The sequence below is a fragment of the Ruegeria sp. F11 genome (assembly GCF_056533855.1).
Map to the genome: position 1 here is coordinate 45,196 of NZ_JBQFOW010000009.1, position 18,326 is coordinate 63,521.

Genomic DNA, 18,326 nt, shown 5'->3' on the forward strand with positions numbered 1-18,326 from the left:
ACAAGCGAGATAGCCAGAATCGGGCAAAAACATGCTGTATTGAAACGAAGTCGGAAACAGTCGATGAATCTCGGCCCGCACTGTCCCTATTTCAGCGCAAATTCAGCCCCGATCCCGCCAGCGATTCACGATTGGATAGCGCCGGTCCAGCCAAAAAGCACGGCTGGTCAGGCGGGTTCCGGGGGCCGATTGGAACCGCTTGTATTCGCTGATGTAGATCAGATGCTCGACCCGGCGGGCGTCGTTTTCGTCGAACCCGGCGGCGACACAATCGGCAATCGAGCCGTCCTGATCGACGAGAATGTCCAGAATACCGTCCAGCACCGGGTAATCCGGCAGACTGTCGCTGTCCTTCTGATCCGCGCGCAGTTCGGCGCTTGGGGGTTTGTCGATGACCGAGGGGCGGATGACCTCACCCTCGGGGCCCATCATCCAGTCGCGGTGATTGGCGTTGCGCCAGCGGCAGGTCTGAAAAACGCGGGTCTTGTACAGGTCCTTGATCGGATTGTAGCCACCATTCATGTCGCCATAGATCGTGGCATACCCCACCGCGACCTCGGACTTGTTGCCGGTGGTCAGTAGCATCTCGCCAAACTTGTTCGAGATCGCCATCAACAACAGTCCACGCAGACGGGATTGGATGTTTTCCTCGGTCAGGTCTTCGTCACGCCCCGCAAACAGCGTCGCCAACGTACCCGTAACCGCCGCGCGGCTGTCCGAGATAGGCACAAAGTCGTAGTGAACACCCAGCGCCTTGGCGACTGCCTCGGCATCATCCAGCGAGGACTGGCTGGTGTATTCCGATGGCAGCATCACGCAGCGCACATTCTCGGCCCCGATCGCATCCACCGCAATCGTGGCAACCAGCGCGGAATCCACCCCGCCGGACAGACCCAGCAACGCCTTTTTGAAGCCGGTCTTGCCCATATAGTCGCGCAGGGACTGCACCATCGCGCGGTAATCCTGCTCCCACGCATCCGGTTGCGGCACGATCTCAGACGGGACGATCCGCCAGCCTTCATCGCCGCGCGCAAGGTCCACATGGGTTACGGTTTCATCAAAGACAGGCATGCGGAAGGCCAGTTCCCCGCCGGGGTTAAGGCCAAAGGTGGCCCCGTCAAAGACCTGATCGTCCTGACCGCCCACCATGTTCAGATAGATCAGCGGCAAGCCGGTCTCGACCACGCGCGCCACCATATGGTTCAGACGCACATCGTATTTGTCCCGGAAATAGGGTGAGCCATTGGGGATCAGCAGGAACTCGGCCCCCGTCTCTTCCAGCGTCTCGGCCACATCAGGGTGCCAGCTGTCCTCGCAGATCGGGCTGCCGATTCGGGAATTGCCGACGGAATAGGGCCCACCCAGAGGGCCCGAGTCATACAGGCGCACCTCATCAAAGACCGTCTCATTCGGTAGGTGATGTTTCAGCACCTTGCTGGTGATCCGGCCCCCTTTCAGGATCAGATAAGCGTTATAAAGGCTTTCGCCTTCGACCCACGGCCCACCGATGGCCAGAGCCGGGCCGTCCGCGCATTGGGCAGCCAGCGCCTCGACCGCAGCCATGGCGGCGCAGTGAAACACCGGTTTCATAACAAGGTCCTGCGTGTTGTAGCCGGTGATGAACATCTCAGGAAACGCCACCAGATCCGCCCCTGCCGCGCGGCCTTCTTCCCATGCGGCCAAGGCCTTGGCTGCGTTGCCGTCGATATCCCCGACAACGGGGTTAAGCTGCGCCAGAGTAATACGGAAACGGTCGGCCATGCTGCCCTCTTGCCTTCGTCCTTCTATTGCCATTTAGCAGATCACCGCCCGAGTGGAAGACCAATGCGGCAAAAGCCGTTGCTCTGCCCCGTGCGGTGCCCTAGTTTTGCGCCCGGGAAAGCAACCAAGATGACCGGGCAGGCAGAAGCAACCATGAACGTGATCCGCATCTCAGTGACCGCAGGTGTTTTGGCCATAGCGGCAGGTTTTGCCGCTGCGCAGGACACCAATGTTATCATCAAGGATGATGAGGTCGGCGGCGTCTACGAAGGCACATTCGAAAACGGCCTGCGCCACGGAACCGGCACTTATCGCCTGCCCAGCGGGTTCGAATATTCCGGCCAGTGGGTTGGGGGCGAGATTCAAGGCGAAGGCGTCGCCCGCTTTGCCAATGGCTCGATCTACGAAGGCAGTTTTGCCAAGGGCCAGCCCGAGGGGCACGGCAAGATCACCTATGCCAATGGCGGCAGCTATGAGGGCGACTGGGCCGGTGGTGCGATCAACGGCACCGGCGTGGCCACGTACGCCAATGGGGTCAACTACGAAGGCGAATTCAAAGATGGCCGCCATCACGGCGCGGGTAAACTGACCGATCCCAGCGGCTATACATATGAAGGCGACTGGCTGGACGGCGCGAAACAGGGCGCGGGTAAGATCACCCTGGCCGACGGCTCGGTCTATGAGGGCGAGGTCCAGAATGGCCAGCGCCACGGCAAGGGCCGGTTGGTGCAATCCGATGGCCTCGAATATGACGGGCAATGGGTGGACAACCTGATGACCGGCACCGGGCGGCTGACGCTTGCCAATGGCGATGTCTACGAGGGCGAACTGCTCGAAGGCCGCCGTCAGGGCAAAGGCAAGGAAACTTACGCCAACGGCAACACCTACGAGGGCGATTATTTGGATGACAACCGCCACGGTAAGGGCAGTTTCGTGGGCACCGATGGCTACCGCTATACCGGCGATTGGGCGGATGGCCAGATCGAAGGCTTCGGCGAAATTACCTATCCCGACGGCGCGACCTATATCGGTGAACTCAGCGCCGACCTGCCCCACGGCAAAGGGCAGAACACCTATCCCAACGGCACGATCTATGACGGTGAATGGATCGCCGGCGTGTTCGAGGGCACCGGCAAGGCCACCTATCCGAACGGTGTCGTCTATTCCGGCCAGTTCCGCAACGCGGTCAGCCACGGCACCGGCGTCATCACCTTTGCGAACGGCTATCGCTATGAAGGCGAGTGGGTCGATGGCGTGCGGCAGGGCAAGGGCAAGTCCAGCTTTGCAGACGGCACCAAATACGAAGGCGATTTCCTCGATGGCAAACGCCACGGCTCGGGCACCATCACGACGCCCGGCGGCTTCACCTATACCGGCGACTGGGTCGAAGGGAAGATCACCGGCATTGGCGTTGCGACCTATAGCACCGGCGATGTGTACGAGGGCGGTTTCCTCGACAACAAACGTCAGGGCGAAGGGACCATGCGCTACGCCAACGGGCAGGAGGAATCGGGCGTCTGGGAGAATGACGAACTGCCCGAACGCAACACGGCCTCAGACGCGACCGAGGCAGAAGATCAGCCCGCTGAGGCTGAGACCACTGAAGGCGAAGCAGCAACCGAACCGTCCGACGGCTGAGCCGTCACCACGGCACCGGTTTCCCGGCCCAATCGAAGAAGCCGCCCGTATCGGCGGGCGTCAGCGCCCCAATCACGTTCAATAGATTTTCGGCGGCGTCCTGCGGCTCGACCGCCGGATGCCTGCCCAGATATTTCTGTGTAAACGCCGTTTTGACCGTACCGGGATGCAGCGCGACGCAAATTGCCTCGGGATGGGTACGCGCCAGTTCGATGGCCGCCGTATGCACGATCTGGTTCACTGCAGCCTTGGCGGCGCGATAACTGACCCACCCACCCGCGCGGTTGTCGCCGATCGACCCGACCCGCGCCGACAGCACCGCAAAGACCGAACCCCCCTTTCGCGGAAGCAACCGTTGCGCCCGACTCAGAACCAGCGCCGGACCGACCGCGTTCAGGGCAAACTGATCCATCATCGCCTGCGCCGACACTGCGCGCAGGGTCTTTTCCGGCTCCGCCCCGTTGATCTCCAACGCGCCCGAGGCGACCAGCACAAGGTCGAACGGGCCGGGTTGTGCGTCCAGCATCCCAAGCGCCGCATCTGGTTCGGTCAGGTCAAACCCCTGGGCAGACCGCGACAGGCGCGTCACCGCGACCTGCTGGGCCACCAGCCGGTCGCAGATTGCGCCGCCGATGCCACCTGTCGCGCCGATGATCAGTGCTTTTTCCATGCTCCACACCTAGCGGCCAGACCGACGCGATCAATATACAATGAACCCAAAGCAGCCCCTTGCAATTTGGTTCTTTTCATTCCCGTTGCGCGCTGTATAACCTGACGGCATGATCAACCGCGCAGATATCCCTTTTGCCGCCACCGCCCTTCGCGGTGCGTCTCTGCGTGGCCTACTGATCCTAATCCGCCTCTGAGCGTGCCAACCGGCGCGCCCGCTCAGAGGAGGACGCCCGCGCGCCATAGGCTTTAGGACAGAAGAAGAAAGAGTATCCCATGACAAACGTGACCGACCAAGACCGCGTCTTGATCTTTGACACAACGCTGCGCGACGGCGAACAAAGCCCCGGCGCAACCATGACCCATAACGAAAAGCTGGAAATCGCCGAGCTGCTGGACGAGATGGGCGTCGACATCATCGAAGCCGGGTTCCCCATCGCCTCCGAGGGCGATTTCAAGGCCGTCACCGAGATCGCCCAGCGGTCGAAGAACAGCCGCATCTGCGGGCTTGCGCGTGCCAATTTCGCCGATATCGACCGCTGCTGGGAGGCGGTGAAACACGCAGGCAAAAACCGCATTCACACCTTCATCGGCACCTCTCCGCTGCACCGCGCCATTCCGAACCTGACGCAGGACGAGATGGCCGAGAAGATCCACGAAACCGTCAGCCATGCGCGTAACCTGTGCGAAAACGTGCAATGGTCGCCGATGGATGCCACCCGGACCGAGTGGGACTATCTGTGCCGCGTGATCGAGATTGCGATCAAGGCGGGGGCGACCACGATCAACATCCCCGATACGGTGGGCTATACCGCCCCGATGGAATCCGCCGACCTGATCCAGCGCCTGATCGAGACGGTCCCGGGCGCGCATGAGGTGATCTTTGCAACCCATTGTCACAATGACCTCGGCATGGCGACCGCGAACTCGCTGGCCGCTGTCGCCGGTGGCGCACGTCAGATCGAATGCACCATCAACGGTCTGGGAGAACGCGCAGGCAACACCGCGCTGGAGGAGGTGGTGATGGCGCTGCGGACCCGCAACGACATCATGCCTTGGAATACGGGCATCGACACCACCAAGATCATGCATATCTCGCGCCGTGTGGCGACGGTGTCGGGCTTCAACGTCCAGTTCAACAAGGCCATCGTCGGCAAGAACGCCTTTGCCCATGAAAGCGGCATCCACCAGGACGGCATGCTGAAGAACCGCGAGAATTTCGAAATCATGCGGCCTGAGGATATCGGCCTTTCGGGCACCTCGCTGCCCTTGGGCAAGCACTCGGGCCGCGCGGCGCTGCGCGACAAGCTGGAAACGCTGGGGTTTGAAGTTGGCGACAACCAGCTCAAGGACATCTTTGTGCGGTTCAAGGATCTGGCCGACCGCAAGAAAGAGGTCTTTGACGACGACCTGATCGCCCTGATGACTTTGGATGAGGCCGATGATCACCTGCAGTTGGTGTCGATGAAAGTCACCTGCGGCACCGGCGGTCAGGCGGAATCGACCGTCGAGCTTGAGGTCGACGGCGCGGATGTCATCGCCACCGAACATGGCGACGGCCCGGTTGATGCGACCTTCAAGGCGATCCGTGCGATCTATCCCAACAAGGCGCATTTGCAACTGTATCAGGTCCACGCCGTCACTGCAGGCACGGATGCGCAGGCGACCGTCTCTGTCCGGCTGGAAGAGGATGGAATGATCGCCACCGGCCAGTCTGCCGATACGGACACGGTGGTGGCTTCGGCCAAAGCCTATCTTCACGCGCTGAACCGTCTGATCGTGCGCCGTGAAAAGGCCGGTCCGGGGGCGGACGCGCGCGAGATCAGTTACAAAGACCTGACCTGAGCGCGGCGGGTGGGACCGGTTTCTTGAAAAGAAACCGTGCCTGAAACTTTCAAAGTTTCAGGCCCCCGGCACTCGCTCAGAGCCGGGCGAACAAAGCCGTCAGGCGTTCAGCCTCCTGCGCCAGCCCAAAGGGCGCGTTCAGCACGAACATGCCCGAACCGACCATCCGATGCCCCTCACGCGCCGGAGGGAACATAACCTCATGGCAGATGGCCTTGGGATAACCTGCCGCTTTCAACGCCGAGATCATCGGCCCATGCCGCCCGTCCGTAAGGATCGGATACCACAGCGCGATCACCCCAACGTTCCACTTGCGGTGCAGCTTGGCGATTACACCCGGCAGGCGGTCGTAGTCCGCTTTCACCTCATAGCTGGGATCGATCAGCATCATCCCACGCCGTGGCGTCGGCGGCAGCAAGGACTGCGCCAGTTCAAACCCGTCTTGCTGATAGACCTTCGCGCCAAACGGCGACATCGCCAACGAAAGCGCCGCATATTCCTGCGGATGCAACTCGGCGAAGTGCAGGCTGTCCTGCGCGCGCAGCAGATTGGCCGCAATCAGCGGCGAGCCCGGATAGGCTTCACCACCGTAACGGGCCTGCACCGCCCGCAGCACCCGCGCCATCGGATGATCGGGGCCGAACCATCCCTCCCGCTGGGCGCGTGCGGTGCCCGCAGCGGCTTCGCCCGTTCGAACCGCCTCAACGGCGTCAAGCTGGTACAGACCACGCCCCGAATGCGTCTCGATATAGCTGAGCGGTTTGTCCTTTTGCGTCAGGTAATCCAGCGTCCACGCCAATAAAGCGTGCTTTTGTACATCAGCCAGATTTCCCGCGTGGTAAATATGTTGATATGAGAGCATTTTGCCTTCTAAAGTCCCTATCAATAAGGCGGAAAGGTGCTGATTGTCGCGGAATCAGCCCTTTTACCGGGCGTGTTGGCACCCTATAAGGCATCCGTCCCGGAACCGTCGAGTCGCGGGCAGTAGAAAAACCGACATACAGGATCACGGAAAACATGGGAATCTTTGGCAATCTGGGCGGCCTGTTCACAGCGGACATGGCGATTGACCTCGGGACAGCGAACACGCTGGTCTATGTCAAGGGGCGCGGTGTGATCCTGTCGGAACCCTCGGTCGTAGCCTATCACGTCAAGGACGGCGTCAAGAAGGTTCTGGCGGTGGGCGAAGACGCCAAGCTGATGCTGGGCCGGACCCCCGGTTCGATCGAGGCGATCCGTCCCATGCGCGAGGGCGTCATCGCTGACTTCGACACCGCTGAGGAAATGATCAAGCATTTCATCCGCAAGGTGCACAGACGCTCGACCTTTTCCAAGCCCAAGATCATCGTCTGCGTTCCGCATGGCGCAACCCCGGTTGAAAAACGCGCCATCCGTCAGTCCGTTCTGTCCGCCGGGGCCCGTCGCGCGGGCCTGATCGCCGAACCCATCGCCGCCGCGATTGGTGCGGGCATGCCGATCACCGACCCGACCGGTAACATGGTTGTCGATATCGGCGGCGGCACCACCGAGGTGGCCGTTCTCTCGCTGGGTGACATCGTCTACGCCCGCTCGGTCCGCGTTGGGGGCGACCGGATGGACGAAGCCATCATCTCGTACCTGCGCCGCCAGCAGAACCTGCTGGTTGGAGAATCCACTGCTGAGCGCATCAAGACCACCATCGGCACCGCACGGATGCCCGACGATGGCCGTGGCCAGTCGATGCATATCCGGGGCCGCGACCTGCTGAACGGTGTCCCGAAGGAAATCGAGATCAGCCAGGCACAGGTGGCCGAAGCGCTGTCCGAGCCCGTCCAGCAGATTTGCGAGGCGGTGATGACCGCGCTGGAAACCACGCCGCCCGATCTGGCCGCCGACATCGTGGACCGGGGCGTGATGCTGACTGGCGGCGGCGCGTTGCTGGGCGATCTGGACCTGGCGCTGCGCGAACAGACCGGTCTGGCCGTCTCAATTGCTGACGAAAGCTTGAATTGTGTGGCTTTGGGGACCGGCAAAGCGTTGGAATATGAAAAACAGCTGCGCCACGCGATTGACTACGAAAGCTAAGGCGCGCACCCTTTGCAGATAGGGTAAATTCGGCACGGGCAGCACGGGAAGGTAACCTGTGGCAAAAGACCGATCACAGCGCGACGAATACACGACCCCTCTGCGCCGCTTGCTGCTGGGGATCGTGGTCCTGTGCCTGATTGGCATCTTTCTGGTCTGGCGCATCGACAGCCCGCGCGTGGAACGGTTCCGCGCACAGGTGGTGGATAAGGTCGTGCCCTCGATGGAATGGGCGATGGTGCCTGTGACCGCCACCGTCAACCTGATCCGGGATTTCAAAAGCTACCAGCGACTGAGCGAACAGAACCGCGAATTGCGTAGCGAGCTGCGCCTGATGCGCGCCTGGAAAGAGGCCGCTTTGCAGCTGGAGCAGGAAAACGCGCGACTGCTGGACCTGAACAATGTCCGCCTTGACCCGCGCCTGACCTATATCACCGGCGTTGTGATGGCCGATAGCGGATCACCCTTCCGGCAATCGGTTCTGCTGAATGTCGGTGAACGGGACGGTATCGTCGATGGCTGGGCCACGATGGACGGCATCGGGCTGGTCGGGCGGATTTCCGGCGTTGGCGCGGACACCGCCCGGGTGATCCTGATGACAGATGCCTCAAGCGCGATCCCCGCTACCATTCAGCCCTCGGGCCAGACCGCCCTGATCAAGGGCGACAACACCCCCGCCCCTGCCATCGAGTTTCTGGAAAACCGCGAACTGGTACGACCCGGTGACCGGGTCATCACATCCGGCGATGGCGGGGTGTTTCCCGCCGGTCTGCTCATCGGACAGATCGCAGCCGATCCCGGTGGCCGCTTGCGCGTGCGCCTCTCCGCCGATTTCGAACGGCTGGAATTCCTGCGGGTTCTTCGCTTTAACGCCGCCCCACGCATCAACGACCCCGGAGGCATCGTTGGCCCCGCCCGCCCCGAAGCCGCGCTAACACCCGAGGAGGCCGTCGATGGATAAACCGGCCTCTCACAACTGGGGAATGCGCGGGCTTTACGTCTTGCTGACCGTTTTGGTGCTGTTTCTGCACCTGCTGCCGCTGAACACTCCGCCGGATCGCTGGCCGTTTCCCGACGTTCTGATCGCGCTGACTTTTGCCTGGGTCCTGCGGCGACCGGATTATGTGCCGACCCTTCTGATTGCCGTTGCGATGCTGATGTCGGACCTACTGCTGCAACGCCCACCCGGCCTGATGGCGGCGCTGGTGGTGCTTGGCGCAGCTTATCTGCGGTCTGCGGCTCCGGGCATGCGTGATGCCGGTTTCGTGGGCGAGTGGTCGTCGGTCTCTGTCGTGATTACCGCCATCTTTCTGACCAACCGCATAGTCCTGTCCGTTCTGTCCGTCGAACAAACCGCACTGTCCCCGGTAGTCGTCCAACTGATTCTGACCGTGTTGGCCTATCCCCTGATCGTTTGGCTCAGCCAAAGCGTCTTTGGCATCCGCCGCATGTCCTCGGCGGATGCAAGCGCAGTGGGGTCGCGGGTATGAAGCAGCACAAGCCCAAATCTCAGGGACTGGCCTATAAACGCCTGCCGCGGCGAGCGCTGGTTCTGGGCGGGCTGCAAGCCGCGTTTGTCGGCGGGCTGGCGGCGCGGATGCGGTTCATGCAGGTGGATCAGGCCGACGAATACCGGCTGCTGGCCGAGGAAAACCGCATCAACATCCGCCTGATCCCGCCAAACCGGGGCCGGATTTACGACCGCAACGGGCAGATCATCGGCCAGAACTCTCCGTCCTACCGCATTGTGATCGTGCGCGAGGATGCAGGCGACGTGGACAAGGTGATCGCCAAACTGTCCGAGTTGATCCCGCTGAACGAAGATGAGATCGAACGCGCCCGCACCGAAATGCGCCGCACCGCACCGTTCCTGCCGGTCACGCTGGCCGATCAGGTGACGTGGGAAGATATCTCGAAAGTTGCCGTCAACACCCCGGCCCTGCCCGGAGTCACTCCCGAGGTCGGCCAGACGCGCCAATACCCCCGCTACGAGGATTTCGCCCATATCGTGGGTTATGTCGGCCCGGTCAGCGACTATGACCTCAGCCAGATCGAAGACCCGGAGCCGGTGCTGCGTATCCCCCGGTTCCAGATTGGCAAGGTGGGGCTGGAAGCGAGACAGGAGATCTCACTGCGCGGCAAAGCCGGGGCCAAACGCGTTGAGGTCAACGCAACTGGCCGTGTTATGCGCGAACTGGACCGGCAGGAGGGCCAGCCGGGCGCCGATCTGCAGCTGTCCGTCGATGCGGACCTACAGCAATACGCCCAAGCCCGATTGGCCGGAGAAAGCGCTGCCGCCGTCGTCATCGATTGCGAGACCGGCGATCTACGCGCGATGGCCTCGGCCCCCAGTTTCGATCCCAATCTGTTCGTGCGCGGTATCTCGGTCGCTGATTACCAGATACTGACGCAGGACAAGTACCGCCCGCTGGCGAACAAAACTGTCCAGGGCACCTACCCGCCGGGTTCAACCTTTAAGATGGTCACGGCGCTGGCCGCGCTTGAGGCCGGTGTCATCGGCCCAGGCAACACAGTTTACTGCCCCGGCCATCTGAAAGTCGGCAGCCGCCGCTTCCACTGCTGGAAACGCGGGGGCCACGGGATGGTCGATCTGGATACATCCTTGAAGCGCAGTTGCGACGTCTACTATTACGATGTTGCGATAAAGGTCGGGATCGACAAGATTTCGGACATGGCCCGCACCCTTGGACTGGGCATCAAGCACGACATACCAATGTCAGCGGTGCGCGCCGGATTGGCCCCCAATCAGGACTGGAAACGCCGGGTTCACGGCGAAGAGTGGCTGATCGGCGATACGGCCAACGCCTCAATCGGGCAGGGCTTCATGCTGGCCTCGCCCATGCAACTGGCGGTGATGACCGCGCGGATCGCAACCGGTCGTGCCGTCACGCCTCGGCTGGTGCGATCCATTGACGGGATCGAACAACCCAGCGGTGCGGGTGAGCCGCTGGGCCTCAACCCGTCCAACCTGCACCACATCCGCGAGGCGATGTGGGCCGTCTCGAACGACCGGCGCGGAACGGCCTATCGCAGCCGCATCATCGCGGATGAGTTCCGCATGGCGGGCAAAACCGGCACCAGTCAGGTCCGCAACATCACAAAGGCGGAACGTGCCGCAGGCGTGATCCGCAACGAGGATCTGCCGTGGGAACGTCGCGACCACGCGCTATACGTCAGCTTCGCGCCCTACGACAATCCAAAGTACGCCATTGCCGTTGTGGTCGAACATGGCGGCGGCGGGTCCAAGGCAGCGGCCCCGGTGGCGCGCGATATCATGCTGCAGGCGCTTTACAACGGCACGCCTCCGCTCGAAGCCTACCCCGTCGCCGACCGCGACCGGATCAAGGAACAGCAAAAACGGCTGGAAGGCGACCGCCGCCCCAAAGCGCGTCCTGACGAAAAGGACCGCGCATGAGCTATCTTGAATATGCCGTCAAATCCACGCCATCGGGGTTCCGCAAATTTCTGTATATGAACTGGCCCCTGACGCTGCTGCTGATCAGCACCGCCAGCGCCGGGTTCCTGATGCTGTTCTCAGTTGCGGGCGGCTCATGGCGGCCCTGGGCCGAGCCGCAGATGGAACGTTTTGGCCTGGGCCTGACGGCCATGTTCATCATCGCATTGGTCCCGATCTGGTTCTGGCGGAACATGTCTGTGGTGGCCTATCTCGGGTCAATCGCCCTGCTGGTTTTCGTTGAACTCTTCGGAACCATCGGCATGGGCGCGCAACGCTGGATCGACCTTGGGTTCATGCGGCTGCAACCATCCGAGGTCATGAAAGTTACGCTGGTGATGCTGTTGGCGGCTTATTACGATTGGCTGCCGTCGTACAAAACCTCACGCCCTTTATGGGTGTTGATCCCGGTCATCCTGATCCTGATCCCAACCTTCATGGTTCTGCGCCAGCCGGACCTTGGAACCTCAATCCTGCTGCTGGCTGCGGGCGGAGGACTGATGTTCCTCGCCGGTGTGCACTGGGCCTATTTCGCTGCCGTCATAGCCGCCGTTGTCGGGCTGATTGCAGCGGTATTCAACAGCCGGGGGACCGAGTGGCAATTGCTGAAGGATTACCAATTCCGCCGCATCGACACATTCCTGGACCCTTCCACCGACCCGCTGGGCGCGGGCTATCACATCACGCAATCGAAAATCGCGCTGGGATCGGGCGGCTGGAATGGCCGAGGCTTCATGCAAGGCACCCAGTCCCGCCTGAACTTCCTGCCCGAGAAGCATACCGACTTCATCTTCACCACGCTGGCTGAAGAGTTCGGCTTTGTAGGCGGCATCACCCTGCTGGTGCTTTACGTGCTGATCCTGGTCTTTTGCATGGTCACGGCACTATCGACCAAAGACCGGTTCTCGTCGCTGGTCACATTGGGCATCGCGCTGAACTTCTTCCTGTTCTTTGCCGTGAACATGTCGATGGTGATGGGGCTGGCCCCGGTTGTCGGCGTGCCGCTGCCTCTGGTCAGCTATGGCGGTTCGGCGATGCTGGTCCTGATGGCCGCCTTCGGTATCGTGCAAAGCGCCCATATCCACCGCCCCCGCTGATCTGAAAGGCCACCCATGCCCGTGAACGTCCTGTTTTCCGCGCGCTCTGCCCTATGGCCGATCTATGAGCCGCTCTTGTCACAAGGCCTGCGCGACGCGGGCGTGGCGTTCAATCTGGCCACCGACATCGCGCCCGATCAGGTGGATTACGTCGTCTACGCCCCCAACGGCGGTTTGTTGGATTTCACGCCTTACACGCGCCTCAAAGCGGTTCTGAGCCTGTGGGCCGGTGTCGAACAGATCGCGGACAATGAAACCCTCACCGTCCCGCTGGCGCGGATGGTGGATCACGGGCTGACACAGGGCATGACCGAATGGGTCGTGGGTCACGTGCTGCGCTATCACCTTGGCATGGACAAACACATCACCGTTCAGGACGGTGTCTGGACGCCCGACGCCCCGCCGCTGGCTTCCGAGCGTCGGGTTTGCGTGCTGGGTTTGGGGTCGCTGGGGCAGGCCGCCGCCGAAGCACTGACCGCGCTGAACTTTCGGGTGACAGGCTGGAGCCGGACACAGAAGGATATCCCCGACGTCAACTGCCTGAGTGGGACCGAGGGGCTGCGCAAAGCCCTGTCACAAGCCGAAGTCGTCATCCTCCTGCTGCCCGACACGTCTGCCACCGAGAACACGCTGAACGCCGAGACCATCGCCCTGTTGCCCAAAGGCGCAAAGATCATCAATCCGGGCCGTGGGCCGTTGATCGACGATGAGGCGCTCTTGGATGCCCTGAACTCGGGTCAGATCGGCCACGCCACGCTGGACGTGTTCCGCGTCGAACCCCTGCCGCCCGAGCATCCCTATTGGGCGCATCCCAACGTGACCGTCACGCCGCATATCGCCTCAGAGACCCGCCCGGTGACCGCCGCGCAGGTCATCTGCGAAAACATTCGGCGCGGTGAGGCGGGCGAGCCCCTCCTCCATCTGGTGGACCGCCAGTTGGGATACTGACGGCCCAATTCACTCAAGCCGCGATCAGGCCGCGCCCTTTCAACAGGGCCTCAACCCCCGGCATTCGACCGCGAAAGGCCAGATACAGGTCTTCGGCCTCGCGCGAGCCGCCGGTTGACAGGATGTTCTCCTCCAACGCCTTGGCGCGGTCGGAGTCAAAGGCACTTCCAGCCTCCTCAAAGGCGGCGAAGGCATCCGCATCCATCACCTCGGACCACATGTAACTGTAGTAGCCCGAGCTATAGCCGTCGCCCGCAAAGACATGGGCGAAATGCGGGGTGGCGTGGCGCATACCGATGGCGGCGGGCATGCCGATACCGTCGAGCACTTCGGCCTGTTTTGCCATCGGGTCCGCCGGAGCGTCGCCGTCATGAAAGGCCAGATCGACCAGCGCCGAGGCGACATATTCGACCGTCTGGAACCCCTGATCGAAATTGGCGGCTTCTAGCACCTTCTCCAGCATCTCCTGCGGCATGGGTTCGCCGGTTTCCGCGTGGGTTGCGAATTCGGCCAGAACCTCGGGCACTTCCAGCCAGTGTTCGTAAAGCTGACTGGGCAGTTCCACAAAATCCCGCGCCACACTGGTGCCCGAGATGCTTTCATAAGTCACGTTCGACAACATCTGATGCAGCGCATGGCCGAACTCATGGAACAAAGTCCGGGCGTCGTCATAAGACAGCAGCGAGGGGTCGCCCTTGGCAAAGTTGCAGACATTGATCACCACCGGTGCCTGTTCCTTTGGGAACTTGGCCTGCCCGCGCATCGCGCTGCACCATGCCCCCGAGCGTTTCGAGCCGCGCGCGAAGTAGTCCCCAATGAACACGGCGATATGCTCGCCGTTCCGCGTCACCTCCCACGCGCGGCAATCGGAGTGATAGAGCGGCACGTCCAGCGGGGCGAACTCCAACCCGAACAGGCGGCCCGCGCAGGCAAAGGCGGCCTCGATCATCCGGTCAAGCTGCAGATAGGGTTTCAGCGCGGCCTCATCCAAATCATGCTCGGCCTTGCGGCGCTTCTCGGCGTAGTAGCGCCAGTCCCAGGCTTCCAGAGGGCCATTCACACCATCCTCCTGCATCATCCGGGTCAGAATGTCGGCATCGGCATCCGCCCGTGCCTTGGCCGGTTCCCAGACCTGCATCAACAGATCGCGCACCCGGTCTGGCGTGCGCGCCATTTCAGTTTCCAGCTTGTAATCGGCGAAGCTGTCATAGCCCAGCAGCTTGGCGCGTTCCTCGCGCAGGCGCAGGATTTCCGCCGCAATCTCTCGGTTGTCAGTCTCACCGCCATTGGCCCCACGCGCAGTCCACGCGCGATAGGCCTTTTCGCGCAGGTCCCGGCGGGGTGAGAACTGCAGAAACGGCACGATGATCGACCGCGACAGGGTAACGACGGGGCCATCCGCCCCCTTCTCCTGCCCTGCGGCGCGGGCGGCATCCACCGCAAAATCCGGCAGGCCTTGCAGGTCGTCCTCGGTCAGGTCCATGAACCAGTCCCGCTCATCCGCCAGAAGGTTCTGCGTGAAGGATGTGCCCAGCGAGGCTAGCCGGGACTTGATATCCTGCATCCGAGCATCGTGCTCGCCCTGCAACGCGGCTCCGGCCCGCACGAAACCCCGATGTGTCAGCATCAGAACGCGGGCCTGTTCGTCGCTCAGGCCCAACTCATCGCGGCGGTTCCACAGATCAGCGACGCGCTGAAACAGGGCTTTGTTCGACGAAATCCCCGAAAAATGCGCCGAGAGCTTGGGCGAGAACTCGCGCTGCAGTTCCTCCCGCCGGGGATTGCTGTCCGCGCCCGCGACGGTGAAGAAAACCGACAGAACCTTGTCCAGTGCCTCGCCCGCAGCCTCCAGCGCTTCGATCGTGTTGGCAAAGCTAGGTGCCTCGGGGTTCGCGGCAATCGCGTCGATCTGCGCGTTGTGCGCTTGCATCGCCTGCTCCAGCGCCGGCGCGAAATCATCGTCGGAAATCTGCGCAAAGGGGGCGAGCTCGAACGGGGTGGTCCAGTCGGACAGGATCGGGTTGGTCATTGTGATCTCCTTTGCCCCAATAGCTAGGCAGGACCACCGCGATGATCCAGATCAGGTGGGAAATTTGATGCTGGTCAACCAGCCGTGCCGCAGATCGGGCAATCCGCGCGTTGCGACAGGGTGATTTTCCGGCTTTCGCCGTAAAGCGCGTCGTAGATCAACATCTCGCCACGCAATGCAGTCCCTGCGCCGGTGATCAGCTTGATCGCCTCGACCGCCATCATCGACCCCACCACACCCGGCAGGGGACCAATCACGCCAGCCTCGGAACAGGAGGGCGCCAAGCCTGCAGCGGGCGCTTCGGGGAAGATGCACTGATAGCAGGGGGCACCGCTGGCAGGGTCGAAAACGCTCAACTGCCCTTCCCATTGCGACAGCGCGCCCGAGATCAACGGCTTGCCCAACGCAACGGCGGTGCGGTTGGCCAGATAGCGCGTTTCGAAATTGTCGGTGCCGTCCATGATCAGATCGAAGTCGGCAAACAGGTCTGTAGCAATGTCCTCGGTCAAACGGCGGTGATAGGGCAGAACGGATACGTTCGGGTTTTGCGCCTGCATCGCTTGCTGCGCCGAAAAGACCTTGGGCATGCCGATGTTACCATCGCTGTGGATCACCTGCCGCTGCAGATTGGCGTTCTCGACCTCATCATCATCAATCACCCCGATGGTGCCCACGCCAGCCGCCGCCAGGTATTGCAGCACCGGCGCGCCAAGACCGCCTGCGCCGATCACCAGAACCCGCGCCTGTTTCAGTTTCTTCTGCCCCGGACCACCCAGTTCGCGCAAAACAATGTGACGGGCGTAGCGTTCAAGTTCGGTTTCGATGAAGCGGTCGGATGGCATGGCGGGCTCCTTGTCTGACGCGGGCGTGGCGCGGTTGCGCAACGCTTTCAGCCCTCTGCCATACACCAAAACAAGCGCGGCGAAACCTGCAAGGATCAGCCATGGTGCCGCAGTTCCACCCGTTGCCTGACGCAGAGGATGCCCGTCAGGCAGGATCAGTTGGGCGATGATCACGCCCAATAGCAGCACGCCGATCGACACCGTGCGGGCGGTGCGAGACACGCCCGCCAGCCAACCTACGCCCCAAAGCCCGGCGGACAGGATCAGAACCAGCAGCATCAGCCGCGCCCGGTCGAGCCAAAACCTCCGGCCCCGCGCGCGGTATCGCCCAACGCCTCGACCGGTTCAAAGACGGCCTGCACGACAGGGGCGACCACCAGTTGCGCGATGCGCTCGCCGTGCGTGATCTCGAACCGTTCCTGCCCAGCGTTCATCACGATCACGCCCAACGGTCCGCGATAATCGCTGTCGATGGTGCCGGGTGTGTTGGGCAGCGTGATCCCGTGTTTCAGCGCAAGGCCCGAGCGGGGGCGCACCTGCACTTCATACCCGCTGGGGATCTCGATCCGCAGACCAGTTGGCACAAGAGCGCGTTGGCCGGGCTCCAGCACAATGGAAGCCCCACCCGGCAGGTTCGCGCGTATATCCGCCCCGGCGGCCCCGGTTGTCTCGTAAGAGGGCAAGGCCACCGACGCATCGGACCCTTCTTCGCGGATCACACGAATTGCTACCATCACTGTACCTCTTGTTTTGCCTTACCCGGTCAGAGCGTCGGCGATTTTCCTCGCCAGCCGATCCGCCACCGCATCCTTGCCCATGCGCGGCCAGTCCTCGGCCCCGGATTCCGAGATCAGGATCACCGCGTTTTCCGAACCGCCCATGATGCCGGTGGCCGGGCTGACGTCATTGGCGACGATCCAGTCACATCCCTTACGCGCCCGTTTGGCGGTGGCGTTTTCGACAACATCATTGGTCTCTGCAGCAAATCCCACGACCAGTTCAGGCCGACCCGCGTCCATCTGAGCGACCCGTTTCAGGATGTCCGGGTTTTGCGCGAACTCCAGCGACGGCAGCCCATCATGACTTTTCTTCAGCTTCCGGTCCGAGGCCGACGCAACCCGCCAATCAGCAACCGCAGCGGCAAACACACCTGCATCCACGGGCAAGGCGGCATCCACCGCATCCGACATCTGCTGCGCAGATTCCACGCGCACGACCTGCACGCCGTCGGGCGGAGGGACATCGGCGGGACCGGTAACAAAAATCACCTCGGCCCCTAATGCCGACAGCGCCCGCGCCACAGCGGTGCCCTGCGCACCCGAGGACCGGTTGGCGATATAGCGCACCGGATCAATCGGTTCATGGGTTGGGCCAGAGGTCACCAGAATGCGCTTCCCTTTCAGCGGCCCATCGGCAAGCTGCGCTTCGATCGCCGCAGCAATCTCCAACGGTTCGGACATGCGACCGGGGCCGTATTCTCCGCAGGCCATGTCGCCCTCGTTGGGCCCGACAAACGTGATCCCATCCGCCTGCAATTGCTGCAGGTTGCGTCGGGTCGCGGGGTGATCCCACATGCGTACGTTCATTGCGGGCGCACACAGAACCGGCGTATCCGTCGCCATCAAGAGGGTCGAAGCCAGATCATTGGCTAACCCGGACGCCATCTTGCCCATCATGTCCGCCGTCGCCGGGGCCACAACGATCAGATCCGCCGAGCGGGACAGCTGGATATGGCCCATCTCGGCCTCATCCGTAAGGTCGAACAGGTCGCGAAAGACCTTTTCCCCCGCCAGTGCCGACACTGACAGCGGCGTCACAAATTCCTCGGCGGCGCGGGTCAGAACTGGGGTCACTGCAGCGCCACGTTCTTTCAGCCGTCGGATCAGGTCCAGCGACTTGTAGGCCGCGATGCCGCCGCCGATGATCAGCAGAATGCGCTTGGATGCCAGCATGTTTCG

15 protein-coding genes are annotated in these 18,326 nt (G+C 62.2%); 8 read left to right on the forward strand and 7 right to left on the reverse strand.

All coding sequences use genetic code 11. From position 1 onward, the window contains the following. Positions 1-102 precede the first annotated feature (102 nt). Positions 103-1,761, reverse strand: a complete 1,659-nt coding sequence (locus ACR0NJ_RS13120; RefSeq protein WP_480817584.1) for an NAD+ synthase — start codon at positions 1,759-1,761, stop codon at positions 103-105. A 129-nt stretch (positions 1,762-1,890) separates the two neighbouring features. On the opposite strand from ACR0NJ_RS13120, the gene ACR0NJ_RS13125 reads away from it, so the two are divergent. Then, positions 1,891-3,399, forward strand: coding sequence for an MORN repeat-containing protein (locus ACR0NJ_RS13125; RefSeq protein ID WP_480817585.1), 1,509 nt, complete (start codon positions 1,891-1,893; stop codon positions 3,397-3,399). A gap of 4 nt (positions 3,400-3,403) precedes the next feature. On the opposite strand, the gene ACR0NJ_RS13130 is transcribed toward ACR0NJ_RS13125, so the two are convergent. Further along, complete coding sequence (locus ACR0NJ_RS13130) at positions 3,404-4,069, reverse strand: SDR family NAD(P)-dependent oxidoreductase (protein ID WP_480817586.1); 666 nt, start codon at positions 4,067-4,069, stop codon at positions 3,404-3,406. Positions 4,070-4,344: 275 nt separating this feature from the next. On the opposite strand from ACR0NJ_RS13130, the gene ACR0NJ_RS13135 reads away from it, so the two are divergent. Further along, on the forward strand, positions 4,345-5,913 hold the full coding sequence (locus ACR0NJ_RS13135; RefSeq protein ID WP_480817587.1) for a 2-isopropylmalate synthase: 1,569 nt from the start codon (positions 4,345-4,347) through the stop codon (positions 5,911-5,913). Positions 5,914-5,989: 76 nt separating this feature from the next. On the opposite strand, the gene ACR0NJ_RS13140 is transcribed toward ACR0NJ_RS13135, so the two are convergent. Then, entirely contained in the window at positions 5,990-6,775 is a 786-nt protein-coding gene (locus ACR0NJ_RS13140; RefSeq protein WP_480817588.1) for a 23S rRNA (adenine(2030)-N(6))-methyltransferase RlmJ, read from the reverse strand. Positions 6,776-6,930: 155 nt separating this feature from the next. On the opposite strand from ACR0NJ_RS13140, the gene ACR0NJ_RS13145 reads away from it, so the two are divergent. From ACR0NJ_RS13145 to ACR0NJ_RS13170, 6 genes are read left to right on the forward strand one after another with little or no spacing between them, the layout of a single operon-like run. Next, entirely contained in the window at positions 6,931-7,977 is a 1,047-nt protein-coding gene (locus ACR0NJ_RS13145) for a rod shape-determining protein (RefSeq protein ID WP_480614337.1), read from the forward strand. Positions 7,978-8,035: 58 nt separating this feature from the next. Further along, the gene (mreC, locus tag ACR0NJ_RS13150; RefSeq protein ID WP_480817589.1) at positions 8,036-8,938 is read left to right on the forward strand and encodes a rod shape-determining protein MreC; all 903 of its coding nucleotides are present in this window, start codon (positions 8,036-8,038) and stop codon (positions 8,936-8,938) included. Continuing rightward, positions 8,931-9,467: a rod shape-determining protein MreD gene (locus ACR0NJ_RS13155; protein ID WP_480817590.1), complete on the forward strand. Its 537-nt coding sequence runs from the start codon at positions 8,931-8,933 to the stop codon at positions 9,465-9,467. Before mreC ends, ACR0NJ_RS13155 begins: the two co-directional genes overlap by 8 nt. After that, complete coding sequence (gene mrdA / locus ACR0NJ_RS13160; protein ID WP_480817591.1) at positions 9,464-11,413, forward strand: penicillin-binding protein 2; 1,950 nt, start codon at positions 9,464-9,466, stop codon at positions 11,411-11,413. Before ACR0NJ_RS13155 ends, mrdA begins: the two co-directional genes overlap by 4 nt. Next, positions 11,410-12,549 carry a rod shape-determining protein RodA gene (gene rodA, locus ACR0NJ_RS13165; RefSeq protein WP_480817592.1) on the forward strand — a complete coding sequence of 380 codons (1,140 nt, stop codon included), beginning with the start codon at positions 11,410-11,412 and terminating at the stop codon, positions 12,547-12,549. Before mrdA ends, rodA begins: the two co-directional genes overlap by 4 nt. A 15-nt stretch (positions 12,550-12,564) precedes the next feature. Then, positions 12,565-13,497 carry a 2-hydroxyacid dehydrogenase gene (locus tag ACR0NJ_RS13170; protein WP_480817593.1) on the forward strand — a complete coding sequence of 311 codons (933 nt, stop codon included), beginning with the start codon at positions 12,565-12,567 and terminating at the stop codon, positions 13,495-13,497. Between the two features lie 13 nt (positions 13,498-13,510). Here the strand turns inward: ACR0NJ_RS13170 and ACR0NJ_RS13175 are convergent, their stop codons facing one another. From ACR0NJ_RS13175 to coaBC, 4 genes are all read right to left on the reverse strand, one after another. Continuing rightward, positions 13,511-15,526, reverse strand: coding sequence for a M3 family metallopeptidase (locus ACR0NJ_RS13175; protein WP_480817594.1), 2,016 nt, complete (start codon positions 15,524-15,526; stop codon positions 13,511-13,513). Positions 15,527-15,600: 74 nt separating this feature from the next. Then, a complete protein-coding gene (locus tag ACR0NJ_RS13180) occupies positions 15,601-16,647 on the reverse strand; it encodes a HesA/MoeB/ThiF family protein (RefSeq protein ID WP_480817595.1) in 1,047 nt (348 codons plus the stop codon). After that, the gene (dut, locus tag ACR0NJ_RS13185) at positions 16,647-17,102 is read right to left on the reverse strand and encodes a dUTP diphosphatase (protein WP_480817596.1); all 456 of its coding nucleotides are present in this window, start codon (positions 17,100-17,102) and stop codon (positions 16,647-16,649) included. Before dut ends, ACR0NJ_RS13180 begins: the two co-directional genes overlap by 1 nt. A 21-nt stretch (positions 17,103-17,123) precedes the next feature. Beyond that, positions 17,124-18,320, reverse strand: a complete 1,197-nt coding sequence (gene coaBC / locus ACR0NJ_RS13190) for a bifunctional phosphopantothenoylcysteine decarboxylase/phosphopantothenate--cysteine ligase CoaBC (protein ID WP_480817597.1) — start codon at positions 18,318-18,320, stop codon at positions 17,124-17,126. Positions 18,321-18,326: the final 6 nt, after the last annotated feature.